Annotated in this window: 17 protein-coding genes; 16 read left to right on the top strand and 1 reads right to left on the bottom strand. The window is 74.0% G+C overall.

From position 1 onward, the window contains the following. Positions 1 to 19 precede the first annotated feature (19 nt). The 9 genes from ABD371_RS16355 (at position 20) to ABD371_RS16395 (ending at position 18,660) form a co-directional block, all read left to right on the top strand. Complete coding sequence (locus ABD371_RS16355) at positions 20 to 5,971, top strand: amino acid adenylation domain-containing protein (protein ID WP_344477452.1); 5,952 nt, start codon at positions 20 to 22, stop codon at positions 5,969 to 5,971. Then, a complete protein-coding gene (locus tag ABD371_RS16360) occupies positions 5,958 to 6,791 on the top strand; it encodes an SDR family NAD(P)-dependent oxidoreductase (RefSeq protein ID WP_344477455.1) in 834 nt (277 codons plus the stop codon). Before ABD371_RS16355 ends, ABD371_RS16360 begins: the two co-directional genes overlap by 14 nt. Positions 6,792 to 6,825: 34 nt before the next feature. Further along, the gene (locus tag ABD371_RS16365) at positions 6,826 to 7,845 is read left to right on the top strand and encodes an ABC transporter substrate-binding protein (RefSeq protein WP_344477457.1); all 1,020 of its coding nucleotides are present in this window, start codon (positions 6,826 to 6,828) and stop codon (positions 7,843 to 7,845) included. A 112-nt stretch (positions 7,846 to 7,957) separates the two neighbouring features. Continuing rightward, entirely contained in the window at positions 7,958 to 9,157 is a 1,200-nt protein-coding gene (locus ABD371_RS16370; RefSeq protein ID WP_344477459.1) for an MFS transporter, read from the top strand. Continuing rightward, positions 9,154 to 11,118 carry an ABC transporter ATP-binding protein gene (locus ABD371_RS16375; protein WP_344477461.1) on the top strand — a complete coding sequence of 655 codons (1,965 nt, stop codon included), beginning with the start codon at positions 9,154 to 9,156 and terminating at the stop codon, positions 11,116 to 11,118. The genes ABD371_RS16370 and ABD371_RS16375 overlap by 4 nt, the downstream gene beginning before the upstream one ends. Next, a complete protein-coding gene (locus tag ABD371_RS16380; RefSeq protein WP_344477463.1) occupies positions 11,115 to 12,851 on the top strand; it encodes an ABC transporter ATP-binding protein in 1,737 nt (578 codons plus the stop codon). The genes ABD371_RS16375 and ABD371_RS16380 overlap by 4 nt, the downstream gene beginning before the upstream one ends. 69 nt (positions 12,852 to 12,920) lie before the next feature. Continuing rightward, on the top strand, positions 12,921 to 13,148 hold the full coding sequence (locus tag ABD371_RS16385; RefSeq protein WP_344477466.1) for an MbtH family protein: 228 nt from the start codon (positions 12,921 to 12,923) through the stop codon (positions 13,146 to 13,148). Positions 13,149 to 13,246: 98 nt separating this feature from the next. Continuing rightward, positions 13,247 to 17,848 carry an amino acid adenylation domain-containing protein gene (locus tag ABD371_RS16390; protein WP_344477467.1) on the top strand — a complete coding sequence of 1,534 codons (4,602 nt, stop codon included), beginning with the start codon at positions 13,247 to 13,249 and terminating at the stop codon, positions 17,846 to 17,848. Then, the gene (locus tag ABD371_RS16395) at positions 17,845 to 18,660 is read left to right on the top strand and encodes an alpha/beta fold hydrolase (RefSeq protein WP_344477470.1); all 816 of its coding nucleotides are present in this window, start codon (positions 17,845 to 17,847) and stop codon (positions 18,658 to 18,660) included. The genes ABD371_RS16390 and ABD371_RS16395 overlap by 4 nt, the downstream gene beginning before the upstream one ends. 40 nt (positions 18,661 to 18,700) lie before the next feature. Here the strand turns inward: ABD371_RS16395 and ABD371_RS16400 are convergent, their stop codons facing one another. Next, positions 18,701 to 19,576: an IclR family transcriptional regulator gene (locus ABD371_RS16400; protein ID WP_381733842.1), complete on the bottom strand. Its 876-nt coding sequence runs from the start codon at positions 19,574 to 19,576 to the stop codon at positions 18,701 to 18,703. A 199-nt stretch (positions 19,577 to 19,775) separates the two neighbouring features. Here ABD371_RS16400 and ABD371_RS16405 point away from each other — a divergent pair, with 199 nt between their 5' ends. From ABD371_RS16405 to ABD371_RS16435, 7 genes are all read left to right on the top strand, one after another. Continuing rightward, complete coding sequence (locus ABD371_RS16405) at positions 19,776 to 19,883, top strand: putative leader peptide (protein WP_344477472.1); 108 nt, start codon at positions 19,776 to 19,778, stop codon at positions 19,881 to 19,883. A 189-nt stretch (positions 19,884 to 20,072) separates the two neighbouring features. After that, on the top strand, positions 20,073 to 21,116 hold the full coding sequence (locus ABD371_RS16410) for an ABC transporter substrate-binding protein (protein ID WP_344477474.1): 1,044 nt from the start codon (positions 20,073 to 20,075) through the stop codon (positions 21,114 to 21,116). Further along, complete coding sequence (locus ABD371_RS16415) at positions 21,113 to 22,129, top strand: NrtA/SsuA/CpmA family ABC transporter substrate-binding protein (protein WP_381733839.1); 1,017 nt, start codon at positions 21,113 to 21,115, stop codon at positions 22,127 to 22,129. Before ABD371_RS16410 ends, ABD371_RS16415 begins: the two co-directional genes overlap by 4 nt. Next, complete coding sequence (locus tag ABD371_RS16420; protein WP_344477476.1) at positions 22,126 to 22,956, top strand: ABC transporter permease; 831 nt, start codon at positions 22,126 to 22,128, stop codon at positions 22,954 to 22,956. The genes ABD371_RS16415 and ABD371_RS16420 overlap by 4 nt, the downstream gene beginning before the upstream one ends. Beyond that, positions 22,953 to 23,738 (top strand): ABC transporter ATP-binding protein, encoded by a 786-nt coding sequence (locus ABD371_RS16425; protein ID WP_344477478.1) that lies wholly within the window; start codon positions 22,953 to 22,955, stop codon positions 23,736 to 23,738. Before ABD371_RS16420 ends, ABD371_RS16425 begins: the two co-directional genes overlap by 4 nt. Next, the gene (locus tag ABD371_RS16430; protein ID WP_344477481.1) at positions 23,735 to 24,601 is read left to right on the top strand and encodes an ABC transporter substrate-binding protein; all 867 of its coding nucleotides are present in this window, start codon (positions 23,735 to 23,737) and stop codon (positions 24,599 to 24,601) included. The genes ABD371_RS16425 and ABD371_RS16430 overlap by 4 nt, the downstream gene beginning before the upstream one ends. 3 nt (positions 24,602 to 24,604) lie before the next feature. Further along, positions 24,605 to 25,675: an LLM class flavin-dependent oxidoreductase gene (locus ABD371_RS16435; RefSeq protein WP_344477484.1), complete on the top strand. Its 1,071-nt coding sequence runs from the start codon at positions 24,605 to 24,607 to the stop codon at positions 25,673 to 25,675. Positions 25,676 to 25,677: the final 2 nt, after the last annotated feature.

Below are 25,677 nucleotides of genomic sequence, written 5' to 3' on the forward strand. Positions count from 1 at the left end.
GTACGGAGGCGGTCTGAGCATGGGGACACCAGTGACCCATATCGTGTTGCGGGTGCGGGGCGCCGTGCCCGCGCACCGGTGGGTGGACGCGGCGGGTCCGGGCGGATCGCCCGGGGCCGCCGGGTTGGTGGATCTCACCGACCGCGGGGAGGCGGCGGCGCTCGCCGCGTTCCGCGAGGTGCAGGCGGCGCAGTGGCACGAGGCCCTCGCCCGGGGCGAGGGCTGGACCCTGCGGGTGGTGCGGATGCCCGCGCCCGCCGACGGCCGGGGCGCGCTCGATCTCGTCTCGGTGGCGGCCCCGCGCACCCCGGGCCTCGCCCTGCTCCCGTACGAGGCGGCGCTTGAGCTGTGCGCCCGGGTGGCGCTGCCGGACGGGCCCGGCGGCGCGCCGTTCCCCGCCGTGCCCGCCGTCCTGGGTCCGGAGGCCGCCCGTTGCCCGAGGCGGCGGAGCGTCGAGGTGACCCCTTCGGCCGAGTTCGCCGCCGGGGACACGGCCGAGTGGCTGCGGTCGCTGATGCCGGCGGTGAGCCCCGGCGAGGTGCGCACGGTCCTGGGGGCGGACGCCCCCGCGCCGTCCGCGCCGGACCCGCTCGGCGGCTCCCTGCTGCTCGACCGGCCCTGGGTGCGGGCGATCCCCGCCGACGCCGCCGGACCGGATGCCGAGATCGGCGTCGACGAGCACAGCGAGGACCCCCGGCACGCCTACCCGCTGGCGGTCGAGGTGCGCGCGGACGGGACGGTCGTCGTCGATCACGACGTCCGTTCCGTCCCGCCCGAGGACGTGGACCGTCTCGTCGGCCGGCTGGTGCGCGGCGAGCGCCCGCCCGCGCCGGAGCCGATCACGCTGCCCGCCCGTATCGCCCGGCAGTTCGCCCGTACCCCCGACGCCCCCGCGATCCTGGCGGGGGACTCCGCCGTCTCCTACCGGGCGCTCGACGAGCGTTCCTCGGAGATCGCCGCGCTGCTGCGCAAGCACGGCTGCGGCCGGGGCAGCACCGTCGGCATCGCCCTGCCGCGATCCGTCGACGCGATCGCCGCGGTCATCGCCGTGGTGCGGGTCGGCGGGGCCTATCTGCCGCTCGACGTCGCCTATCCGCGTGCACGGGTGGCCTTCATGGCCGCCGACTCGGGCGTGGAGACGGTGATCGGCGACGGGACGACCCTCGCGCCGTACACGGGGACGGGGACCACCGGCGCGATCGACCTCGCGGACACGGACGGTCTGCCGGGGGACCCCGAGTGGGCCGCCACGGGCGAGGACGACGCGCTGTACGTCCTCTACACCTCCGGCTCCACGGGCACGCCCAAGGCCGTGGTGCACACGGTCGGCGCCATCGGCAATCTGGTGGACTGGCACACCCGTACGGCCACGGCGGAGACCGAGCCGAGGGTCCTTCAGTTCGCGAGCCTCAACTTCGACGTCGCCAGCCAGGAGATCCTCACCGCGCTCGCCGCCGGCAAGTGCCTGGTGCTCCCGCGCGACGAGGAGCGCACCGACCCCGAGGCGCTGGTCGCGCTGATGGCCCGGCAGCGGGTCACCGAGTTCTTCTGCCCGCAGGTGATGCTCCAGGAGATGTGCCGGGCGGCCGGTGAGAGCGGTGTCGCGCTGCCGTCGCTGCGTCACATCTACCAGTCGGGCGAGCCGCTGGTGATGAACGACGGCATCGACCGCTTCCTGGAGGCCCATCCGCGCACCACCCTGCACAACCACTACGGCCCCACCGAGAGCCATGTCATCACCGCCTACCCGCTGCCCCGGCGGGGCCGCGGACACGCCAAGGGCCCGGTCGCACTCGGGCCGCTGCTCGACACCTGCCGGGGCCATGTCCTCGACTCCCGGCTGCGCCCGGTGCCGCCGGGCGAGGTCGGCGAGCTGTACGCGGCGGCCCCCCAGCTGTCGCGCGGCTATCTGCACCGCCCGGGGATGACGGCGGAACGCTATGTCGCCGACCCGTTCGGCGCGCCCGGCGCGCGGATGTACCGCACGGGCGACCTGGTGCGGCTGCTGCCGGACGGCGGGCTCGCCTATGTGGCGCGCGCCGACGCCCAGACGAAGATCCGCGGCCACCGGGTCGAGCCGGACGAGGTCACCGCGCGGCTGCTGGACCAGGCGGAGGTCGCCAACGCGGCGACGGTCGCCCGGCAGGGCGCGTCCGGGACCAATGTCCTGGTCGCGTACGTGGTGCCGCGGGGAGCCGGGGACGGTCTCGCCGCCCGGCTGCGGGAGCGGCTCGGCGCGTCGCTGCCCGAGTACATGGTGCCGTCCTCGGTGGTCCTGCTGGACGCCCTGCCGCTGACGCCCAGCGGCAAGGTGGACAAGGCCGCCCTGCCGGACCACACCGCGCTGCCCGCCGAGACCTCCGGTGCCCTGCGGACCGGCCCCCGGGCCGAACTGGCGGCCGTCTGGACCGAGATCCTCGGAGTCGCCGAGGTCGCCGACGAGGACGACTTCTTCCAGGTCGGCGGAAGCTCCCTCACCGCGATCCAGGTCGCATCCGCCGTACGGCGGCGGCTGGGCATCCGGCTCAATGTGCCCGACGTCGCCGAGCACTCGCGCTTCGACGCCCTCGCCGCGCTGGTCGACTCCCGGTCGGCGGCCCCCGCCGCGCCTCGGACCGAGCCGGTCCTGCGGCCCCGGCCCGCCGAGCGGTACGAGCCCTTCGACCTCCTCGACCAGCAGCAGGCGTATCTGATCGGACGCGGCGGCGACATCGAGGGCGGCGGGGTGGCCTGCCACCTCTATCTGGAGTACGAGGGCGAGGAGGCGGCCCCGGACGGGGACCGCGAGGGCCCCGGCGTCCGGATCGAGGAGGTCCAGGAGGCGCTGCGGCGGCTGATCGACCGTCACGACATGCTGCGGACGGTCTTCGACGAGCAGAACATGACCCAGCGGGTGCTGCGCTCCGAGGAGATCACGCCGTACGTCTGCGAGATCGTCGACGCCGTGGCCGACCCGGGGGCCGCCGCGGCCGTCCGCGAACGGCTCTCCCACGAGAGCCGTCCCCCGGGTGTCTTCCCCCTGTTCAGCGTGGTGTTCATCCGGCTGCCCGAGCGCGGGCTGCGGATGTGCGTCAGCATCGACGCCCTGCTCGCGGACGCCCGCGGCATCCAGGTGATCTTCGACGACTGGTCCGCCGCGCTCCGCGGCGACCTCGCCCCCGCCCCCGGCGCGCCCACCTTCCGGGAGTACGTCGCGGCGGTGGCCCGGCTCCGTGAGCAGCCCGAGTTCGAACGGGCGGCGGAGTACTGGCGGAAGCGGATCGAGACCCTGCCCGCCGGCCCCCGGATGCCGCTGCTGCGGGACCCGGCGGGGGCCGCGGCCCCGGTCTTCGTCAACCGCCGTCACACCCTCACGTCCGAGCGCTGGGCGCGGATCCGCGCGGAGGCGGCCCACCGGGGCCTCACCCCCACCGCGGTCGTCCTCGGGGCCTACGCCTGGGCCCTCGCGCAGTGGGCGGACGACCCCAGGTTCCTGCTCAATGTGCCGAGCATGAGCCGCTACCCGGTCCACCCCGGTGTCGACGACATCGTCGGCGAGTGCGCCTCCTTCACCCTGCTGGAGGTCGACACGTCGGGCGTCGCCGCCTTCGACCGGCTGGCGGCCCGCGTACAGCGCCGGCTGCTCGACGATCTGGACCACCGCCACTTCACCGGCATGGACGTCACCCGGGAACTCATCCGCCGCAACGGCGGTGTCACCGAGGCGCTCGCGCCCGTGGTCATGACCAGCGAACTCGGCGTCGGCGACGGCGTGGACGAGATCTTCGACGGACGGCTGCGGGAGACCTACGCGCTCAGCCAGACCCCCCAGGTGTGGATGGATCTGCTGCTGCGCGAGCGCGCCGGTTCCCTGGTGCTCAACTGGGACGTGGTGGAGGAGCTCTTCCCGCCGGCCGTCGTCGACGGGGTGTTCCGGCTGCTGATCGCGCAGCTGGAGGCCCTCGGCGACTCCGTCTCCGCCTGGTCCGAGCCCCCGGTGGCGGCCGTCTCCGAGACGGTGGCCCGGGAGCGCGGCGAGGGGCCCGCGCGCACCGCACGGGGCGTTGCGCCCCACACGGTGATCCGCGAGCGGGCCCTGAGCGACGCCGGCGCGCCCGCCCTGGTGGACGGGGACACCGCACTGACCCGGGGCGAGCTGGCGGCGGCGGCCCGTGCCGTCGCGCTGGACGTCGCGGCCGCGCTCGGCCGGGCCGCCGGGGAGTCCGGCGAACCGGTGGCGGTCCTGGTGCGGCGCGGCTGGCGGCAGTACGCGGCCTGTCTCGGCGTCATGGAGACCGGCCGGGCCTATCTGCCCCTGGACACCGAGCTGCCGCCCGAGCGGATCGCCGCCGTGCTGCGGCAGGCCGGCGTCCGGGTGGCGGTGACCGACCCGGCGAACCGCGCGCTGGTCCCCTCCGGGGTGCTCCGCGTCGACGCCGAAGCCGCCCAGGCCGCGGACGGCGCGTCCTGGCGTACCCCCTGGCCCGGCGGCGAACCGGCCGGCCGGTCCGGATCCGCGTGGGCGTACGTCCTGTTCACCTCCGGCTCCACCGGCGAGCCGAAGGGCGTGCCGATCACCTTCGACGGCCTCGCCAACTGTGTGGAGCACACCATCGACCGCCTCGGCCTCGACGAGACGGACACCTCCCTGGCGGTGGCCTCCCTCCACCACGACCTGTCGCTGTTCGACCTGTTCGTGATGCTCGGCGCGGGCGGCACGGTCGTGGTAGCCGGACGCGGCCGGGAGGCCGACGCCCAGGAGTGGGCGCGCGCCGTCGACCGGCACGAGGTCACCTCCCTGTGCGCCGCGCCCGCCGTGGTGGAGATGCTGCTCGACGGCGCGGGCACCGCGCCCGCGCCCGCCCTGCCCTCGCTGCGACGGGTGCTGACCGGCGGCGACTGGGTGCCCCTGCCGCTCCTCGACCGGCTGCGCGCGGCCGCCCCCGAGGTGCGCCCGGTGAGCATCGGCGGTCCCACCGAGACCACCGGCTGGAACATCGCCCACGAGGTGGACGGCCCCGACGCCGTCGGCCCCGACTGGTCGACCGTCCCGTACGGCCGGCCCATCCCCGGGACGTACTACCGGGTGGTGGACGGCGACTTCCGGGACCGGCCCGCGTGGGCGAGCGGCGAACTGGTCGTCGCGGGCGTGGGCGTGACGCCCGGCTACCTCACCGCGGACGGGATCTCCCGCGACCGCCACGGCACGGACCCGGACACCGGCGAGGTGTTCTTCCGCACCGGCGACCTCGGACGGTTCCGCGACGGACTCATCGAGTTCATCGGCCGCGCCGACGACCAGGTGCAGATCCAGGGCCACCGGGTGGAGCCGGGCGAGGTGACCGCCTTCCTCAACGGCCTCCCCGGGGTGCGCCGTTCGGCGGTGCTCCCGCTGCCGGGGGCCGTACGCGGCACGGTGCGCGCGCTCGTCGCCTTCGTGGTGCTCGCCGACGGCGTGGACCCCCGCGCCGTACAGGGCTGGGTCATGACCGGGCTGCCGCCCGCGCTGCGCCCCCAGCGTCTGATCGCCGTCACCACCCTGCCCACCAGCCGCAACGGCAAGGTGGACCGGGCCGCGCTGCTGCGGGCGTACGAGAGCGAGCACGCGGGCGGCGACGCCGGGGACGACCCGGCGGCCGACGACGGCACCTCGTCCGACGGCGCCCTGGAGTGGCTGGTCCGCGATGTGTGGAGCCGCCGTCTGGAGGTGGACCGGGTCCTGCCGGACGACAACTTCTTCCTGCTCGGCGGCGATTCCCTGGTCGTCTCACGGGTGGTGCTGGACCTGCGGGCGATCCTGCCCGGGGCCCGCATCAGACCCGGCGGCATCTTCTCCACCCGCAGCGCCGCCGAGTTCGCGGCCCTGCTGCGCCGCACCGAGGCCGACCCCGGCCGGCTGGAGGAGATCGCCGGTCTGTACCGGGAGGTCTCCGAGCTGAGCGAGGACGAGCTGGACGCCTATCTGGAGGGCGAGGGCGATGACGAGCAGTGAACCGGCCGAGCGGCCGGAGCCGTACGTCCAGGTCCGCGGACCGGTCCGCGAGCGGTACGCGCTGATCACCGGGGCCAGTTCGGGCCTGGGCGCGGCCTTCGCGGACCGGCTCGCCCAAAACGGCTACTCCCTGGTGCTCGTCGCCCGGGACGAGGACCGGCTGTCGGCCGTCGCGGAGCGGGTGACCGGGCGGTACGGGACGCGCTGCGAGGTGCTGCCCGCCGATCTGGCGTCCGCCGCCGACCGCCGCGCCGTCGAGGAGCGCGTCGGGCGGGGCGTCGACTTCCTGGTGAACGCCGCCGGGTTCGGCGTCTCGGGGTCCTTCTGGTCCGTGGAGAGCGCCGCGCTGGACGCCCAGCTCGCGGTGAACGTCTCCAGCACCCAGGAGTTCACCCGGGCCGCCGTCGCCCACATGCTGGAGAACGACGGCGGAACGGTCGTCAACCTCTCCTCCATCACCGGCCTGGTGCCGGGGCGGGGATCGACCTACGCCGCCTCCAAGGCGTGGGTCCTCTACTTCTCGCAGGGGCTGAGCCACGCCCTGCGCGGCACGAACACCAGGGTGATGGTCCTCGCCCCCGGGTTCGTGCGCACCGAGTTCCACGCACGGGCGGGCATCGACGTGCGGACGGTCGGCGACGGCTGGTGGATGGATCCGCACGATGTCGTCGACCAGTGCCTCGTGGACCTCCGAAGAGGAAAGACGTTCTCGATGCCCGGGATCCGCAACAAGGCGTTCATCGCCGCGGTCTCCCGGCTGCCGAGGGCACTCGCCCAGCGAGTGAACCGCATGCTCGGCAACGCCGGCGCGCGCGCGTAGAACCACAAGAAGAATCAGCGAAAGAAGAAGAACCATGAGCAAGCGTCGTGTCCTTGTCGCAGCGGCCCTGGTGGCCCCGCTGCTCCTCAGCGGCTGCGGTACGTCGTCGGAGAAGGACGGTGCGGACGGCGGCAAGGGCGGGGAGAAGGCCCCCGCCGAGAAGACGACCCGCAGTGTCACCCACGCGCTCGGCACCCTGAACGTGCCGACCGCGCCGAAGTCCGTGGTCGCGCTGGACGAGGTCGCCGGACTCACCCTCCTGTCCCTCGGCATCAAGCCCAAGGTCGTCTACAAGGCGAGCGCCCAGCCGCGCGCCCAGGAGATCCTTGAGGCCGGGGGCGTCGAGGTGCGCGACGTGACGGTCGGCACCCTCCCCGCCATGGAGAAGCTCACCGTCGACGGACCCGACCTGATGGTCGGCACCGGCGCGGCCGGGCCGGCGGGCGTCGGCTACAAGAAGCTGACCAAGCTGGCCCCCACCGTCGTCCTGCCCATCGAGGGCACCTGGCGCGAGATCGTCGCCAACACCGCGGGCTACTTCGGCAAGGAGGAGATCGGCAAGCGGCAGATCGCCGCGACCGAGGCGCTCCTGAAGAAGCCGGCGGAGGCCAACAAGGCGGAGAAGGGCGACGAGACGCTCTCCCTGCTCGGCAACTCCTTCGGGCAGAACGACTTCACCATGCCCCCGCACGTGCCCATCTCCACCCTGGTCGCCGAGGCGGGATTCACCCGCCCCGAGTTCCAGCAGCGCGAGGTCAAGGGCTACTCGGTGCCGCTCTCCTCGGAGTTTCTGTCCGAGCAGGACGCCGAGCTGATCGTGATCCCGAAGGGGGCCTACTACGACCCGGCCGCGCTCCAGAAGAAGCCGACCTTCAAGGAGCTGAAGGGCGAGGTCGTCATCCCGGACGCCGACATCTGGTACGGCATGTCCGGATTCGCCTTCTACGCGTCCGCGCACGACCTGAACACGCTCGCCTCCGGACAGGGTGAGCTGACGTCGCAGAAGACCGTCCAGGACGTCTGGAAGACCTATCTCTCCGAGACGACGAAGTAGTCGGTCGCGCGGTGCCCCGGAGCGCTCCGGGGCACCGCGGTCCGTCGAGGTCCATTTACCGCACACCCATACCGGTCAGGGAGAATTGGTGGCAGAGGGGAAAGGAACCGCGATGCCGATGTGGCTCGTCGCGCTGTTCCTGTCGATATTCACGTTCTACACGGACGATCATGTGATCGCGGGGATACTCCCCGAGGTGGCCGAAGGGCTCTCGGTCTCCGAGGCCGTCGCCGGCCAGCTCGTCACGGTGTTCTCGCTGACGATCGCACTCGTCACACCCCTGGCCGGACTGCTGCTGTCCCATGTCGCCCGGCGCGCGGTGGTGCTGAGCGCGCTGGCCGTCTTCACCGCCGCCAATCTGGCCGCCACCGCGACCGACTCGTACGCGGTGATGGTGGGGCTGCGCGTCGCCGCCGCCCTGGCCGCCGCCGCGGCGACCCCGCTGATCTTCGCCAGCACCGCCGAACTGGCTCCCGCGGAGCGCCGGGGACGGTATCTGTCGGTCCTGGCGATCGGCGTCACCGGCTCCATCGCCTTCGGGGTGCCGCTGGGCAGCTGGATCGGCACCGGACTGGGCTGGCAGGCCACCTTCGGCACGATGGCGGGCCTGGGCGCGCTGAGCCTGGTGCTCGTCGCCCTCTTCCTGCCCGCGACCGAGCCGACCGTCCCGCTCCCCCTGCGGCAGCAGGTCCGCGCGCTGTCCGCCCGGCCGATCTCCCTCGCCCTCACCGGCGGCGGAGTGGCGATCATGGGCTCGATCATGCTGCTGACCTATCTCGTCCCCTATCTCCAGAGCCTGCTCAGCGCCGGTGACAGCGTGCGCGGCCTCGTCTTCGCCGTGCTCGGCGTCGCCGGCACCGTCGGAGTCTTCGCCGGCGGGTTCGCCACCGACCGGCTCGGCGCGGACCGCACCATCCGGCTGGGCCTCGGCGCTTTCACCGCCGTGATGCTGACCCTGACCGCGCTGTGGTGGCTGCGGCCCGTCCCGACCGCGCTCTTCCTGCCGCTGGTGGCCCTCTGGGGCGCGCTCGCCTACCTCAGCTCACCCGCCGTCCAGACCCGGCTGCACCAGGTCGCCGGCGAACTCACCGCCCAGGCGCTGGCCCTGAACACGAGCTTCGGCTACCTCGGCATCGCCATCGGCGGGGCGCTCGGCGGAGTCATCGTCTCCCAGGCGGGTCCGGGCTGGCTGCCCGTCGCCACCGCCGTCACCTCCCTGCTCGCGCTGGGGCTGATCACCCTCGCGTTCCGGCAGCCGCCCACCGCCCCCGTGCCCCAGGCCGCCGACGACCAGCAAGGAGCGCCCCAGTGAGCCCGACCACCACCGATACCGACACCGGCACCTCCGCACCGGCCGCCCGGCACGAGGAGGACCCGCCCGCGAACGCGGCGCCGGCCGCCCCCGTGCCGCCCGCCGACGCCCCCGCCACCCTCGGCGCGCTGCTGCGCCCGGTGCGCGGGCCGCTCGGCGTCAGCGCCGCCCTCGCGGCCGTCGCCGCCTTCGCGGGCATCGTCCCGCTGATCTGCCTGGTCGAGCTGGCCGGGGTGCTGCTGCCCGGAGTGAACGGCGGGGCCGTGGACGAGGACGCGGCATGGACCGCGGCCTGGATCGCCGCGGGCGCGCTCGCCCTGCGCCTGGTCCTCACCCTCGCCGCCGCGACCGTCTCCCACCTCGCCGATGTGCGCCTCGGCTCCTCGGTCCGCCGGTCGGTGGTGCGCAGGCTCGGCCGGGTGCCGCTGGGCTGGTTCACCGAGCGCAACTCGGGCCTGGTGAAGAAGGCCGTCCAGGACGACGTGGGGGCGCTGCACCATCTGGTGGCGCACTCGGTCACCGAACTCACCACGGCCGTCGTGGTCCCCGTGACCATCCTCGGCTATCTGCTGTTCACCGACCCGCTGATGACGGCCGTCACCCTGCTGCCGGTGCTCGCGGGCATGCTCGGACTGAAGATCGCCACCCGTGGCACCACCGAGAAGATGGTGGAGTACGCGGGCTCCCTGGGCCGGCTGGGCTCGGTGACCGTGGGCTTCGTCGACGGCATCACCGAGGTGAAGTCCTTCGGCACCATCGGGCGCGCCCACCGGTCCTACCGGGAGGCCGCGGACGACTTCGACAACCGGCACTACGAGTGGATGCGGTCGAGTTCGGCGGGCGCGACCTTCATGGAGCTGGCGCTGTCCCCGATGACCCTGCTGCTGACCACGACCGCGGCGGGCGCGGGCCTGCTGAACGCGGGCCGGCTCGACGGGCCGCTGGAGCTGCTGCCGTTCATCGTGCTGGGACTCGCCATCCCCGCGCCCGTGCTGGCCGTGGGCTTCAACTACCACGCGCTGCTCGCGGCGCGCGGCGCGGCCGACCGGGTCCGGCAGATCCTCGCCGAGCCGGAGCTTCCGTCGGTCCCGCACGGGCCGCGGCTCTCCGCGACCGGCTCCACGATCCGCTTCGAGTCGGTGGACTTCTCCTACGGTGAGACCTCCGCGCTGCGCGGGATCGATCTCACCCTCGCCCCCGGCACGATGACCGCCCTGGTCGGCCCGTCCGGCTCCGGCAAGTCGACGCTCGCGAAACTGCTGGCGCGCTTCCAGGACCCGGCCGGCGGCCGGATCACCGTCGACGGCACGGATCTGCGCCGGCTGCCCTTCGCGGACCTGTACGAGCACGTCGGCTTCGTCTTCCAGGACACCACCCCGCTGCGGATGTCCCTGCGCGACAACATCCGGCTCGCCCGGCCCGACGCGAGCGACGAGGACGTGCTGCGGGCGGCCCGCGCCGCCCATGTCGCGGAGGTGATCGAACGGCTGCCCAAGGGCCTGGACTCGGTCGTCGGCGAGGACGCCACCCTGTCGGGCGGCGAGTGCCAGCGCATCGCGATCGCCCGGGCGATCCTGGCCGACCGGCCCGTCCTCATCCTCGACGAGGCGACCTCCGCCGTGGACCCCGACAGCGAGGCCAGCATCCAGCAGGCGCTGAGCGCCCTGGCCGCCGACAAGACGGTGCTGGTGGTGGCGCACCGGCTGCACACCGTCCGCCACGCGGACGCCATCGTCGTCCTGGACGGCGGCGAGATCGCGGCGAGCGGCACCCACGAGGAACTGCTCCGGGGCGGCGGGCTCTACCCGGCGCTGTGGGCGGCCCACACCGGGGAGAGCGCGGCCCCGGCCGCTCCGGCCGGAGAGACCCCGTCGCTCCCGGACCCCGCCGGGGACCGGGAGCAGGACCACGACGACCGCGGCGACCGCGGCGACCGCCGGGAAGGACCCGCAGCATCATGATCCGCGACCTGCACGCCCTGCTCGACGACACCGGGAAGCGCCAACTGCGCGCCCTGCTGCTGCGGATCACCGCCGCCGCGATCCTCCAGGCCCTGGCCGGCTGCACCCTGATCCCCCTGCTGAGCGCCGTCTTCACCGAGGACTGGGGGCGCACCTGGACCTGGGCGGGCGTCCTCGCCGCCCTCGTCCTCGTCCACCATGTGCTGATCCTCCGCAACCATCTGCGCTCGGGCGAGCTGTCCAGCCGGCTGCTGCGGCTGCTCCACACCCGGCTGGGCGAGACGCTGACCACCATCCCGCTGGGCTGGTTCGGCGCCGGCCGCTCCGCGAAGGTCAACCGGCTCGTCACCAAGACGGCCCTCGACGTGGCCACCGCCCCCGCCCATCTCGTCGCCCCGGTCATCACCGCGTTCGTCGCCCCGGCCACGATCATCGCCGTGACCCTCGTCGTACGCTGGGAGATCGGCCTCGCGCTGCTGATCGGCGCTCCCCTGCCGCTCCTCGCGTACCGTCTGTATCTGCGGGTGATCGAGCGGGTCGAGAACGACTGGGAGGCGGGCACCAACCGCGCCTCGGCACGGGTCCTGGAGTACGCCACCCAGCAGCCGGTGCTGCGCGCCTACGGCCGCGGCGCCGACGAGGGCGGCCCGCTGGGCGCGGCCTTCGCCGAACAGGACGCCCAGGCCCGCCGGATGGTGATCGGCAGCTCGGCGGCGAGCGCCCCCCTCTTCCTCGCCCTGCAGACCGTGCTGACGGCCGTGCTCGCCCTGGTCGTGCATCTGTCCCTCGCGGGGGACGCGGACATCGCGGTCCTGCTGGCCGTGATGGTGCTCGCGGTACGGTTCGTCGAGCCGCTCACCGCCGTGGCGGAGGTCGCGGGCGGACTGCGGATCGCGGCGGTCGGCATGCGCCGGTTCCAGGAGGTACTCTCCGTGGAGCCGCTGCCGGAGCCGGCGGAGGCCGCCCCCGCGGGCGCTCCCACGGTCGAGTTCCGCGAGGTGGAGTTCGGTTACGAGCCCGGCCGGCCGGTGCTCCGCTCGCTCTCCTTCAGCGCCGCCCCGGGCACGCTGACCGCGCTGGTGGGACCCTCCGGCGCGGGCAAGTCCACGGTCCTCTCCCTCATCGCCCGCTTCTACGACCCCGAACCGGGCGCGGGCACGGTGCTCGTGGGCGGCCGGGACATCCGGGAGCTGGGCACCGAGGCGCTGATGCGCCAGCTCTCCCTGGTCTCGCAGGACCCGTATCTGTTCGAGGACACCATCGAGAACAACATCCTGCTGGCCAGGCCGGGGGCGACCCGGGAGGAGCTGGAGCGGGTCGCCCGGCTGGCCCGGGTGGACGAGATCGTCGGCCGGCTGCCGGACGGCTGGGACACCCGGGTCGGCGAGGGCGGCTCCACCCTGTCGGGCGGCGAGCGGCAGCGGGTCTCGATCGCCCGCGCCCTGCTGAAGGACGCGCCGATCGTGCTGCTCGACGAAGTGACCTCCTCCCTCGACGCGGAGAACGAGCGGCTGGTGCAGCAGGCCATCGCGCGGCTCGCCGAGGACCGGACCGTGCTCGTGGTCGCGCACCGGCTCCAGACCGTCCGGGGCGCGGACCGCATCATCGTCCTCGACGAGGGCCGGGTGACCGAGTCGGGCACCCACACCGAGCTGATGGAGCACGACGGCACCTACCGCCGCTTCGTGGAACTCCGGGAGCAGGCGGACTCCTGGAAGCTCACCCCCCGCTGAACCGATCCGCCCCGATCCACCCCGGCCCGCCGCCGGGCCACTCACACACCCTCAAAAGGAGAACGCACCATGTCCACGAACCCCTTCGACGACGAGAACGGCCGATTCCACGCGGTGGTCAACGAGGAGGAGCAGTACGCCCTGTGGCCCGCCTTCCGTGAGGTGCCGCCCGGCTGGCGGACCGTGTTCGGCGAGGCGTCCCGCGCCGAGGTCCTCCAGTACATCGAGGACAACTGGACCGACATGCGCCCGCTGAACCTGCGCGAGGCGATGGCCGCGGACACCGCGTCCCACTGACCGTCCCGGCCGGCCGCGGCACCCCGCGGCCGGCCCCGCCCAGGAACGCGCACCCGCCCATGAACGACCGCACATCAGCGACAGGTGAGGAACACCCGGTGGCCCCCAGAGGCAAGCAGGACATCGCCCACGTCCTGGCACTCGGCCCCCTGCAACGGGGGCTGTACTCACTCAACAGGATGCTCCACGGCACACCGGAGCGCCCTCCCGGCGACGCCGGGGAGCCGGAGACCGACGGCGCGGCGGACATCTACTCCATAGCCGTGCTGACCGACTTCCACGGGCCGCTGGACACCGAACGGCTCCGGCGCGCCCTCACCGCCGTACTGGCCCGGCATCCGCATCTGCTCGCCCGCTTCTGGGACGAGGGGCTGCCGCACCCCGTGCAGCTGGTCCCCGCCGAGGTGGACTTCCCCTGGCGGGAGGTGGAGATGGCCGCCCCCGAGTTCCAGTCGTATGTGCGCACCGCGCAGTACGAGCCCTTCGACCTGGTCGAGGGGCCTCCGCTGCGCGCCACGCTGGCCGCGCTCGCCCCGGGCCACCACCGGCTGCTGGTGGTCTTCCACCACATCGTGCTGGACGGCTGGTCGGTGCCGCTGTTCTGGCGGGAGCTGGCGGACCGCTACGAGGAGGACGGCGGCGAACCCGTCGAGGCGTCCCCCGCGTACCCCGAGTACATCGGCTGGCTCCAGCGGCAGGACCGGCAGGGCTCGCTGCGCAGATGGCGCGAGATGCTCGCCGGGGTGGACGAGCCGACGGTGGTCGCCGGCACCGCGCCGCCCGGCGTCGCCCCGCTGCCCCGGCTCACCATGCGCTCCATGGAAGGGCCGGAGCTGGACACGCTCCTCGCCCGGGTGCGGTCGCTCAACCTCACCGTGAACACCGTCGCCCAGGTGGCCTGGGCCGTGCTGCTGCACCGGCTGACGGGCCGCGAGGACACGACCTTCGGGGTGACCGTCTCCGGCCGCCCCGAGGAGGTCCGGGGCATCGAGTCGTCCATCGGGCTCTTCATCAACACCGTCCCCGCGCGGGTCACGCTCCGGCCCGACGAAACGCTTCGCGAGCTGTGCCGGCGCGTCCAGCGCGACGCCGCCGAGCAGCGGGCCCACGGCTATGTGGGGCTCAGCGAGATCCAGCGGGAGGCCGGCGCGGGCGACCTCTTCGACACCATGATGATCTTCCACAACACGCCGAAGGGAACGGCCAGGGACACCCTGGACCTCGGCGGCGGCGTGACGATGTCGCCCGTCCTCATGGACAGCTACACCCACTACCCGCTCACCGTGGTCCCGTTCCTCCTCGACGACCGGCTGTACGTCAACGTCGACCATGTCGACGCCCTCCTCGGCGGGCTGGACGCCGGGCGGCTCGCCGAACGCTTCCTCCACCTGGTGCGGGAGATCGCCCGCGACCCCGGGCGCACCCACCGCGAGCTGGACGCCCTGCTGCCCGGGGAGGCCGGCGAGCTGAGGGCGCTGGCCGAGGGAGCGGGCGTCGACCGGCCCGCCGACCCGGCCGACCACGGCGTCCACCGCGCCTTCGAGCGGGCCGCGGACCGGCACCCCGGGCGCACCGCCGTCATCGACGCCGAGGGCGAACTCGACTACGGGACGCTGGACCGCTGGGCCGACTCCGTCGCCCACCGGCTGCGCGCCCTCGGCGTCGGACCCGAGACCCGGGTCGCCGTGGCGCTGCCGCGCACCCGCGCCTTCTTCGCCGCCCTGCTCGGCGTGCTGAAGGCCGGGGGCGTCCTCGTACCGCTCGACCTCTCCGCGCCCCGCGAACGCAACGCCGCCATCGTCGAACTGGCCGGCGCCCAGGTGCTCGTCGCCGAGCCCGGCGAGCAGGACTGGTGGCCGGGCGAGCGCTGCGCCACCGGCCACGGGGCCCCCGCCGCCGGCGGGCCGGGCACCGGGCGTCTCACCGGGTCCACCGCCGCCGACCAGGCGGTGCACACCGTGTTCACCTCCGGCTCCACGGGTGAGCCCAAGGGCGTCATCGCCACCCATCGGGGGCTGCTGACCCTCCTGGAGGCGCACCGGGAGGAGATCTACGCGCCCGTCCTGGAAGACCCCGAGCGGGTGCTGCGGGTCGGGCACGGCTGGTCGTTCGCCTTCGACGCGAGCTGGCAGCCGCAGCTGGCCCTGCTCAGCGGCCACACCGTGGTCCTCTTCGACGAGGAGGACCAGCGCGATCCCTACCGGCTGGTGCGCAAGATCCGCGAGCACGGGGTCGACATGCTGGACACCTCCCCCTCGATGCTGGGCCGGCTCGCCGAGGCCGGGCTGATCGAGGGCGAGGACTGCCCCCTGTCCATCCTGGCGCTGGGCGGCGAGGACATCCCCCGCAGCGCCTGGGACGTCCTCGCCGGACTCAAGGGCACCCGGGTGCACAATTTCTACGGCCCGACGGAGATCACCGTGGAGGCCGTCAACGCGCTCGTGGTGGCGGGCGAGGAGCCCCAGATCGGCGGTGCCGCGCCGGGGTCCTCCGCCCAGGTGCTCGGCCCGGATCTGCGGCCGGTGCCGGTCGGGGTGCGCGGCGAGCTGTATCTCGGCGGGCTCCAGGTGGCGCGCGGCTACCAGGCCCGGCCCGGACTGACCGCCGAGCGGTTCGTACCGGACCCGGTCACCGGGGAGCGGCTCTACCGCACCGGAGACGTGGTCCGGCGCAACGCGGACGGCCGGCTGGTCTTCCTCGGCCGCGCCGACGACCAGGTGAAGGTGCGCGGCTACCGGATCGAACTCGCCGAGATCGTGGCCGCGCTGGAGACCCGGCCCGATGTCGCGCGGGCCGTGGTGGTGGCGCAGCCGGAGGCGCGCGGGCGCGTCCTGGTCGCCTATGTGGTGGCGGCCGAGGAGGTGCGCTCCGCGGGCGGCCGGCTCGACCCGGTGGAGCTGAGGGAGGATCTGGCCCGGCGCATTCCGCACTACATGGTGCCCGCGCGGTGGGTGGAGCTGGACTCCGTGCCGCTGACGGTCAACGGCAAGGCGGATCTGCGGGCCCTGCCGCGCCCCACGGGCGGCGGGGAATCCCCGGACGTCTCCCGGCCGCCCGCGACCGACGCCGAGCGGACGGTGCTCGCGGCGGCGCGCGCCCTGCTGGACGAGCCGCACCTGGGCGTCGACGACGACATGTTCCACCGGGGCATGGACAGCATCGCCACCATCTCGCTCGTCGGCGCACTGCGCCGGGCCGGGCTCCAGTGCACCCCCCGGCAGATCGCGGTCCACCGCACACCGGCCGAGGTGGCCCGGGCGGTGACGGCGGCGGCATCGGCGACGGCGTCCGCCGCGCCCGGGGAATCGGGCTCCGAACCGGTGCGCACCCCGGCGCTGGAGTGGATGCGGCGGCTCGGCTCCTACCGGAGATTCGCGCAGTCCCAGCTGATCGCCCTGCCCCCGGACATCACCGCGGAGGGGACCGCCCGGGCGCTGGAGCGCGTGCGCGCGGCGCATCCCCAGCTGTCCGCCCGTACCGTGCTCGAAGCGGACGGCGGGCTCGCCCTGGTCCCGGCCGAACCGGACGCCGTGCCGCGCGTCCTGGTGGCGGAGGAGTACCCGAGGCTGACCCCTCAGGTGGTCCTGGAGAGCGCCCGCCGGGTGTGGGAGCGGCTCGATCCGGACACCGGCGCGATGATGGTGGCGGTCTTCCTGCGGGAGACGGAGACCGGGGTGGCCCGGCTCTTCCTCGCCGTGCACCACGCGGTGGTGGACATCGTCTCCCTGCACGTCCTGCTGGAGGACCTCGCCGCGGCCCACGGGTCCGAGGACCCGCTGCTCGCCGAGCACACCACCATGGCCGACTGGTCCCGGGCCCTGGCCGCGCGGGCCGGCGGCTCCGAGCCGCGCGATCAGCTGCCCCACTGGGCCGGGGTGGCACGGGAGTACGAGCGCGCGCCGAGGATCGCGCGCCGGAGTGCCGACCCGGCCGTCCACACCCGGGGGCGGCTGGTGTCGCACCGGGTGACGGCAGACGCGTCCACGACCGGCGCTCTGCTGCGCTCCGCGCACACCACCCCCGAGAACGCGCTGCTCACGGCGGTCGCGCTCGCGGAGGCCGGCTGGCGTGAGCGGCACGGCCGTCCGGCGGACAGCGGGCTCACCGTGGTACGGGAGGGACACGGCCGCCGGGACGATCTCGTCGGCCCCTTCCTGGACCGCCCCGTGGACACCTCCCGTACCGTCGGCTGGTTCAACGTCTTCCACCCCGTCGTCCTGGACTCGGGCACGGGCGCGAGGAACCGGCTGACGCCCCGGGGCGCGGCGGCGGACCACCACGCCGCGCTCGGGCTGCTGGAGAAGGTCGCGGACGAGCTGGCGGCGGTGCCGCACGGCGGATTCGACCACGGTCTGCTCGGCGAGTCGGCCGCGGTCCCCGCCGAGGTGCTCTTCAGCTATCTGGGCCGGCTGGACCAGGTGGTGACCGCCGCCGAGGACCGGCCGTGGACCCTGGTCGCCGACGAGGCGCTCCGCGCGGTCTTCCCGCAGGACAGCGAGCCGGACGCGGCCCAGCCGTACGCACTGGAGCTGGTGTGCGCGATCCACCCGGGGCCGGACGGCCCGGTGGTGGAGGCGCTGTGGCGGTACGACCCCGGCGTCTGCGACGAGCGGGACATCAAGGAACTGGCCGCGCTGTGGCGGGAGGCGCTCGACGCGCTCGCCGCCGCCGTCGCGGAGAACGAGAGGAACAGCGCATGACAGAGACCATCGAACTCGGCGGGATCACCCTCGCCTATGAGGAGTTCGGCAGCGGAGACCCGGTCGTACTCGCCATGGGCGCGGGCTCCCCGGGCCGCGTCTGGCGCGCCCACCAGGTGCCCGCCCTGGTCGCGGCGGGCCTGCGCGTGATCGTCTTCGACGCCCGCGGCGTCGGCGGCAGTTCCCCCTGCCCCGAAGGGTTCACCTTCGACGACCTCACCGACGACCTGGCCGGCCTGATCGAGAAGGTCGCCCAGGGACCCGCCCATGTGGTGGGGACCTCACTCGGCGCCCGCGTGGCCCAACAGCTCGCACTGCACCGCCCCGACCTGGTGAACCGACTGGCCCTGCTGGCCACACGCGGCCGCCCCGACGCGGCCCTCACCGTCTTCTCCCAGGCCCAGATCGCCCTGCACGACCACAATGTGGCCCTCCCCACCGAGGCACGCGCCGCCCTCGGGGCCCTGGCCAACCTCTCCCCCGCGAGCCTGCGCGACGAGATCGAGGCGGAGGACTGGCTCGCCATCCTGGGCATGACCCCCGCCACCCCGTCCGCCGGAGTCCGCGCCCAGTTCGCGGCAGCCCTCACCGGCTTCCCCCCGAGCGTCTCCGCCTTCGCCGGAATCACCGCGCCGACCCTGGTGGTCTCCTTCGCCGACGACCGCCTCTCCCCGCCGGAGCTGGGCGCGGAGATCGCCGACGCCGTGCCCGGGGCCCGCTCCGAAGTCGTCCCCGACACCGGGCACTTCGGCTACCTGGAACGCCCCGCCGAGGTCAACCGACTCCTGGTCGACTTCCTGACCGGCCCCTGACCGGCTGCCGACCGGCCGCTGAAAGGCCCGCGGGACCTGCTCAAGGTCCCGCGGGCCTCGGCCGTGCGGGGGCGCGGCGCTCGGCCGGCGGGAGGAGCAGGACCTCCAGTGCGGTGGCGCAGGCGCGCGCCTGGTCGGCGAGCCAGGGCAGTCGTTCGTCGGTGAGGACGGCCGGGGTGGCGCGCAGGGCGAGGGCGAAGCGGGCCTGTCCGGTGTGGTCGAACACCGGGACCGCCAGGGTGCGGACGCCGTGTGCCGACTCGCCGTCGTTGACGGCGTGGCCCCGCTCGCGCACGCGGCCGAGTTCGGCGCGCAGGGCTTCGGGGTCGACGATGGTGCGGTCGGTGAAGGCGTCGAGCCCGGGGAGTGCGTCGACCGGGTCCTCCTCGCCGCCGGGCCAGGCGAGCAGGACCTTGCCGAGTGCGGTGGAGTGGAGCGGCCGGCGCAGTCCGACGCCGGTGTCGTGGCGTACGGAACCGCCGACGAGGATCAGCGCGTGGACGCCGTCCCGCAGGGCGAGGTCGGCGGTGGCCCCGGTGCGTGCGGCGAGGTCGGCGAGTTCGGGGACGGTGAGGTGCAGTCCGCGCTGGTGGTAGGAGAGCTGGCCGAGTTCGGTGACGGCGGGGCCGAGGCGGTAGCGGGCGGTGTGGGCGTCCTGTTCGAGGAATCCGGCCGCCACCAGGGTCCGGGCCAGCCGGTGGGCCGTCGAGACCGACAGCGAGGTGCGGCGGGCGATGTCCGAGGCGCTCAGCGGGGTTCCGCTGTCGCGGAAGCAGTGCAGGACGCCGAGGGCCCGGCTCACGGCCTGCGATCCGGTGGGGGCGGCCGGGGCTGCGGGGGCCACCGGTGGCGCGGCGGCCCGTGAACGCCGGGCGGGGCGTGGGACGGTCGGGACGTCGTCGTATGAGCTTCCCATGATGTGGCAGCCTTCCCTGACTCGGGCGTCCGCGTCAACTCGCCCGATCTCAGGGGCCGGAGCCGCACAAGGGGCTACATTCGAGGGGTGTGCGGGCGAGACCAGATGTACCACGATGTGGGAAGTGGCTTGTCCCTGAGGCAACGGCCGTGGCAGAGTCTGCGCACCGACCCCGTCGCCTGTCGAGAGGAGCACCGCCGTGACCGTCCGCCGGACCCTCACCGCCCTGGCTCCCTCGGTGACGCCCGCTCTCAGCAGCCGTCGCCACATCGACCTGGTCCGGGTCGCCAGCTCCGGCTGTCGCTGACCCAGGCTCCGCCCCCGCCCCGCCGTGTGACGTTCCCCGAGCGGACGCGCCCACCGGGCCGGGCGGCATCCCGTCCGCATCCGCCGTTCCGGCATCCGTCCCGCGATGCACCGCGACGTACCGCGACCTACCGCGCATTCCCCGGCACACCGCGCCGGGCACCGCCGTCTCTCCGGCCGAGAAGGGCCCATGACGCACTCCGCACTGCCCGCCACCCTGTGGTTCACCCGCTGCCCCGTGCCCACCGCCACCGGGATCGCCGCCGATCTCGGCTGGCTGGCCGACGAGTTCGCCCGCGACGGGATCACCGTCGCCTCACTCCAGAACGCACCCGCGACCACCGCACGCGACCACCACTACACCCACGCGCTGGACGGCCTGTTCCGCGAAGGCGGCAATGTCCCCGCCCTGTGGACCCGGTCGCGCGGTGAGCCCACCCGGCTCATCGGCCTCACCTGGATCGAGGAACGCCAAGTGGTGCTCGTCGCGGCCGACTCCCCCGTCCAGGAGGCCGGGGATCTGAAGGGCAGGCGGCTCGCCGTCCCCCGGCATCCGCTGCCGATCGACTTCTGGCGGGCGATGGCCCTGCGCGGCTTCGAGGGCGCGCTGTCCACCGCCGGACTGACCCTCGACGACGCCGTCCTCGTCGACGTACCCGCCGATGCCCATGCCGAGCAGTGGTCGGCGGAACTGGACGCCCTGCGCGCCGGGACGGTCGACGCGGTGTACGCCAAGGGGGCCACCGCCGTCGAGGCCGCCGCCCGCCACGGCGCGCGGATCGCCGTCGAGCTCGACGACCACCCCGACCGGCGCAGCCGGGTCAACAACGGCACCCCCCGTCCGATCACCGTCCGCGAGAGCCTGCTGGAGGACCGTCCCGAGCTGGTCGCCCGTTTTCTCGCGGTCCTCGTCAGGGCGGCGGGCTGGGCCGCCGGCCACCCCGACGAGCTCGCCCGGGTGCTGAGCCGGGAGACCGGCGCGGGTGCCGCGGGCGTGGCCGGCGCCTATCGGGCGCGCGGACACCGGGATCTGCGGATCGACCTGTCCGACGAACGCCTCGACCTGCTCGCCGAGCAGGAGCACGCCCTGCGGGCCCACGGGTTCCTCGCCGCCCCCGTCGACGTACGGGAGTGGGCCGCCCCCGAACCCCTCCGGCGGGCGGCCGGGCTCGCCGCCCGCCCCGCCACCGTCGTCACCACCACCGACACCAACACCGCCGAGGACCGCCAGTGAATCCCCTGACCCGCCGCCGGGCCGTGCGCACCGCCGCAGCCCTCGCCGCCGTCACCGCCGTCCTTCTCCCTCTCACCGCCTGCGGCACCGCCGGGGGGAAGACGGCGGGAGGCGAGGAGACCGTCGTCGTCCGCATCCCCGACCCGAAGAACTCCGGCGTCCTCGCCCTCGGCAAGAAGGACGGCAGTCTCGCCGAGGCACTCGCCGGGGCCGGGGCCCGCGTCGAGTGGACCGGCAGCGCGGGACCGTTCGCCCCCGCGGCCCAGGCGCTCAACGCCGGACAGCTGGACATCGCCACCGGGTCCATCACCTCCGGAGTCACCGCCCTCACCCAGAAACCCGGGTTCAAGCTCTTCGGCGCGGTCGCCCCGGACGGCGCCGGGGAGGGCATCCTCGTCCGGAAGGACTCCGGGATCAGCACCGTCAAGGACCTCGCCGGGCGCAAGGTCGCCGTCAACCGGGGCGGCACCGGCGAGTACCTCCTCCTCAAGGCGCTGGCCCGGCACGGCGTCCCGGCCGGCGAGGTGGAGCGCGTCTATCTGCGTCCCGACCAGACCGCCTCCGTCTACAAGACCGGGCAGGTGGACGCCTGGGCCTCCTGGGCCGCCTACTCCGTGGCCGAACTCGGCAGCGGCGACTCCCGCTTCGTCGCCGACGGAGCCGCCCTCGGCTCGGACAACTACAGCTTCCACGCCGTGCGCACCGGCTTCGCCGAGAAGCACCCCAAGGTGGTGAAGGCCCTCTACGACTACCTCCGCACCGGCAGCGCGGCGCAGAAGGCGGCCCCGGAGAAGTACGTCAACGTCTTCACCGACCGGGGCCCGACCGCCGTCACGGGCACGGCCAGGGAGCTTCAGCTCCGCATCCTGCGCGAGGGCGGCACCGTCGGGCCGATCACGGCCGAGGACATCAGGCGCTTCGAGTCCGTGGCCGACTTCTACCTCGACCAGAAGGTGCTCAGGCAGCCGGTCGACATCAAGCCCCACGTGCTCGACGCCGAGGCCCTGGGATGAGCACCGAGACCCGGCCGGCCGGAAGACTCGTCACCCCGCTGCCCGATCCGCCCGGCGACCGGCCGAGGGCCGTCTCCCTCACCGTACGGACACTGGGCCCGCTCCTGCTGATCGGGGCCTGGTGGACCGCGTCCGCCACCGGGCTGCTCACCCCCGACATCCTCGCCGGTCCCCCCGACGTCGTCCGCGCGGTCGGCGAACTGTGGGGCAGCGGCGAACTGCCCGACGCCCTCGCCGCCTCGCTCACCCGCTCCGGCACCGGGCTGCTGCTGGGGCTGGTCGCGGGCGTCGTCCTCGGAGTCGTCACCGGCTTCAGCAGCTCCGGGGACGAACTCTTCGACTCCTCCCTCCAGGCGATGCGCACCATCCCCTTCCTCGCCCTGGTCCCCCTGTTCATGGTCTGGTTCGGGATCACCGAGACGGCGAAGATCCTGCTGATCGCGTTCGCGACGACGTTCCCCATGTACGTCAGCACCGCCGGCGGGGTGCGGGGCGCCGACCGCAAACTCCTGGAGGCGATGCGGTCCTTCGGGATGAGCAGGCTCGCCCTCGTCCGCGAGGTCGTGCTGCCCGGCGCGCTGCCGTCGCTCCTGTCCGGACTGCGGCTGTCCATGACCCTGAGCGTGATCGCGCTGGTCGCCGCCGAGGAGATCAACGCCACCGCGGGCATCGGCTATCTGATGTCCCAGGCGCAGGCCTACGCCCGGACCGACGTCCTCGCGGTGTGCATCCTCGTGTACGCCCTGCTCGGACTCACCGCCGACGGCATCGTCCGGCTCCTGGAACGGTTCCTGATGCCGTGGCGCGGGCTGGGGGCGGTCCGATGACCGACACCGCCGTACAGGTACGCGGACTGCGCCGGGTCTTCGGCGAGCGTGCCGTTCTCGACGGGCTCGATCTGACCATCGCGCGGGGGGAGTTCGTCGCCCTGCTCGGTGCCAGCGGCAGCGGCAAGACCACTCTCCTCCGTATCCTCGGCGCGCTCGACCGCTCCGACGGCGGCGAGGTCCTGGTGCCCGAGGTCCGCACCATCGTCTTCCAGGAACCCCGGCTCGTCCCGTCCAAGAAGGTCCTCGCCAACACCGTCGTCGCCATGCCGCGCGGTGCCGCCACCCGGGAGACCGGGCTGCGGGCACTGCGCGAGGTCGGACTCGACTCGCACGCCGACGCCTGGCCCGGCACCCTCTCCGGCGGGGAGGCACAGCGGGTCGCCCTCGCCCGCGCCCTGGTGCGCCGGCCCGAACTCCTGCTGCTGGACGAGCCGTTCGCCGCGCTCGACGCGCTGACCCGGCTGCGGATGCAGGACCTCGTGGGGGAGCTGTGCCGCCGCCACCGGCCCGCCGTACTGCTGGTCACCCATGACGTCGACGAGGCCGTCCGGCTCGCGGACCGGGTCGCGGTGCTGCGCGACGGGCGTCTCGTCACCGACGCGCCGGTCGGCATCGACCATCCCCGCGACCCCGCGCACCCCGCCTTCGCGGCACTGCGCCGCCGTCTCCTCGGCGACCTCGGTGTGCACCAGGAGACCCGCCGGGGCCCGGTGTCCCCCGAAGCACCCTCGTCCACCCCTGTGTCCGCACCCGCACCCACTGGAGCGACCCTGCCATGACCGTCACCATCGGCGTCCACCCCAACAACCCGACCCTGACCCAGCTCTCCCGGCTCGACCACGCGCAGCGGGCCCTCGCGCCCCTCGGCGAGACCGTCGCCTTCCACCACTACACCGACGGGGTCAGCACCGGCGCCCTGCTGAGCGAGGGGGTGTTCGACTTCGGCGGCACCGGCTCCACCCCGCCGATCAGCGCACAGGCCGACGGTCACGACATCGTCTACACCGCCGTCTCCGCGCCCCGCCCCGGCCACGGCGCGCTGCTCGTCGCCGCGGACGGACCGGTCCACGACATCGCCGGCCTCAAGGGCGGCACCGTCCATCTCGGCATCGGGTCCTGGCAGACCCATCTGCTCGCCAAGGCACTCCACTCGGCCGGACTCTCCTACGGCGCCGACATCACCCCCGCCGCCGCCGGACCTGACAGCGCCCGGCTCCTCGCGGACGGCACGATCACCGGCTGGGTCACCCAGGGCGCGGAGCTCGCCGCCGCCCTGCGGACCGGTGACGCCCGCGTCCTGCTGCGCTCCGGCGACGTCATCGCGGACCGCTCCGTGTTCTTCGCCCGCCGCGACTTCGCCGAGCGGCGCCCCGAGATCGTCGCCGCCCTGGTCACCGCCCTCCAGCAGGCCGACGACTGGGCCGCCGCCCACCCCCGCGAAGCGGCCCGGATCGCCGCCGGCGACCTCGGGGGCTCCGTCGACGACTGGGAGAGGGCCCTCGCCACCCTGCCCCGGCGGATCGAACCGGTCACCGGGGCGTTCCTCGCCGAGCAGCAGGAGGCCGCCGACATCCTGCACCGCGCCGGATTCCTGCCCCGCGCGGTCACCGCCGCCCACGCCGTCGCGCGTACGGCGGGCTGATCGATGACCTCCGAATTCCTCTGGTACATCATCCCCCGCGAAGGCCCCTACCCCTGGGAGCCCGAGGGCCGCCGCCCCGTGGACCTCGGCTACCTCCAGCAGCTCGCGGGGGCCGTGGAGCGGCTCGGGTACAGCGGCGCGCTGCTCGCCACGGACCTGCACGACGTATGGCCACTGGGCAGCGCCCTCGCCGCGTCGACCGGTCCCGGGTTCAAACCGCTGCTGGCCGTCCACCCCGGACTGATCGCACCGACCCTGCTCGCGAAGATGGCTCTGACCTTCGACACCCTGTTCGGCGGACGGCTGCGGTTCAACGTCGTCAACGGCTCCACCGCGTCCCTGCGGGAGTACGGCCTGCACGTGGAGCACGACGAGCGGTACGCGCTGAGCGCCGAGTACTGGTCGATCGTGAAACGGCTGACCGCGGGCGAGGTGTTCGACCACAAGGGCCGCTACTACGACCTGCGGGACGCGGGCGCGGGACTCCGTGAACTCACCCCCGTCCAGGAACCGCACATCCCCCTGTGGTTCGGCGGCTCCTCCCCCGCCGGGATCGAGATGGCCGCAGAGCACGTGGACGTCTACCTCACCTGGGCCGAGCCGCCGCATCTGCTGAAGGAGAAACTCGACCGCGTGCGCGAACGGGCCGCCGCGCACGGGCGGTCCCTCCGGATCGGGCTGCGCGTCCATCTCATCGTCCGGGACACCGAGGACGCCGCCTGGGCCGCCGCCGACCACCTGCTGAAGGTCACCAGCGAGGCGACCTACGCCCGGCAGCTCGGGGTGAAGGCGACCGAGGACGGCGTCGGCTGGCAGCGCCAGTTCCGGCACGGCGGCCGAATCCCCGCCCACGCCCGCGACCTGGAGGAACACCGCAACATCTGGCCGGGCATGAGCCTGTTCCGCCCCGGCCCCGGCACGGCGGTCGTCGGCTCCACCGCCCAGGTCGTGGAGCGCCTCGCGGAGTACGAGTCCCTCGGCATCGACACCTTCATCCTGTCGGGCAACCCCCTGCTGGAGGAGGCCTACCGAGTGGCGGAGACGGTCCTCCCGGCACTGGGCGCCCGGCGGTAGCA

The organism is Streptomyces amakusaensis (assembly GCF_039532665.1).
In the GTDB taxonomy this organism is placed as follows: Bacteria; Actinomycetota; Actinomycetes; order Streptomycetales; family Streptomycetaceae; genus Streptomyces; species Streptomyces amakusaensis.

Excerpts from the sequence above, each read along its gene's own strand:
- ABD371_RS16355 (WP_344477452.1), top strand. The coding sequence starts at position 20 with ATGGGGACACCAGTGACCCATATCGTGTTGCGGGTGCGGGGCGCCGTG.
- ABD371_RS16360 (WP_344477455.1), top strand. The coding sequence starts at position 5,958 with ATGACGAGCAGTGAACCGGCCGAGCGGCCGGAGCCGTACGTCCAGGTC.
- ABD371_RS16365 (WP_344477457.1), top strand. The coding sequence starts at position 6,826 with ATGAGCAAGCGTCGTGTCCTTGTCGCAGCGGCCCTGGTGGCCCCGCTG.
- ABD371_RS16370 (WP_344477459.1), top strand. The coding sequence starts at position 7,958 with ATGCCGATGTGGCTCGTCGCGCTGTTCCTGTCGATATTCACGTTCTAC.
- ABD371_RS16380 (WP_344477463.1), top strand. The coding sequence starts at position 11,115 with ATGATCCGCGACCTGCACGCCCTGCTCGACGACACCGGGAAGCGCCAA.
- ABD371_RS16385 (WP_344477466.1), top strand. The coding sequence starts at position 12,921 with ATGTCCACGAACCCCTTCGACGACGAGAACGGCCGATTCCACGCGGTG.
- ABD371_RS16395 (WP_344477470.1), top strand. The coding sequence starts at position 17,845 with ATGACAGAGACCATCGAACTCGGCGGGATCACCCTCGCCTATGAGGAG.
- ABD371_RS16400 (WP_381733842.1), bottom strand. The coding sequence starts at position 19,576 with ATGGGAAGCTCATACGACGACGTCCCGACCGTCCCACGCCCCGCCCGG.
- ABD371_RS16410 (WP_344477474.1), top strand. The coding sequence starts at position 20,073 with ATGACGCACTCCGCACTGCCCGCCACCCTGTGGTTCACCCGCTGCCCC.
- ABD371_RS16420 (WP_344477476.1), top strand. The coding sequence starts at position 22,126 with ATGAGCACCGAGACCCGGCCGGCCGGAAGACTCGTCACCCCGCTGCCC.
- ABD371_RS16425 (WP_344477478.1), top strand. The coding sequence starts at position 22,953 with ATGACCGACACCGCCGTACAGGTACGCGGACTGCGCCGGGTCTTCGGC.
- ABD371_RS16430 (WP_344477481.1), top strand. The coding sequence starts at position 23,735 with ATGACCGTCACCATCGGCGTCCACCCCAACAACCCGACCCTGACCCAG.
- ABD371_RS16435 (WP_344477484.1), top strand. The coding sequence starts at position 24,605 with ATGACCTCCGAATTCCTCTGGTACATCATCCCCCGCGAAGGCCCCTAC.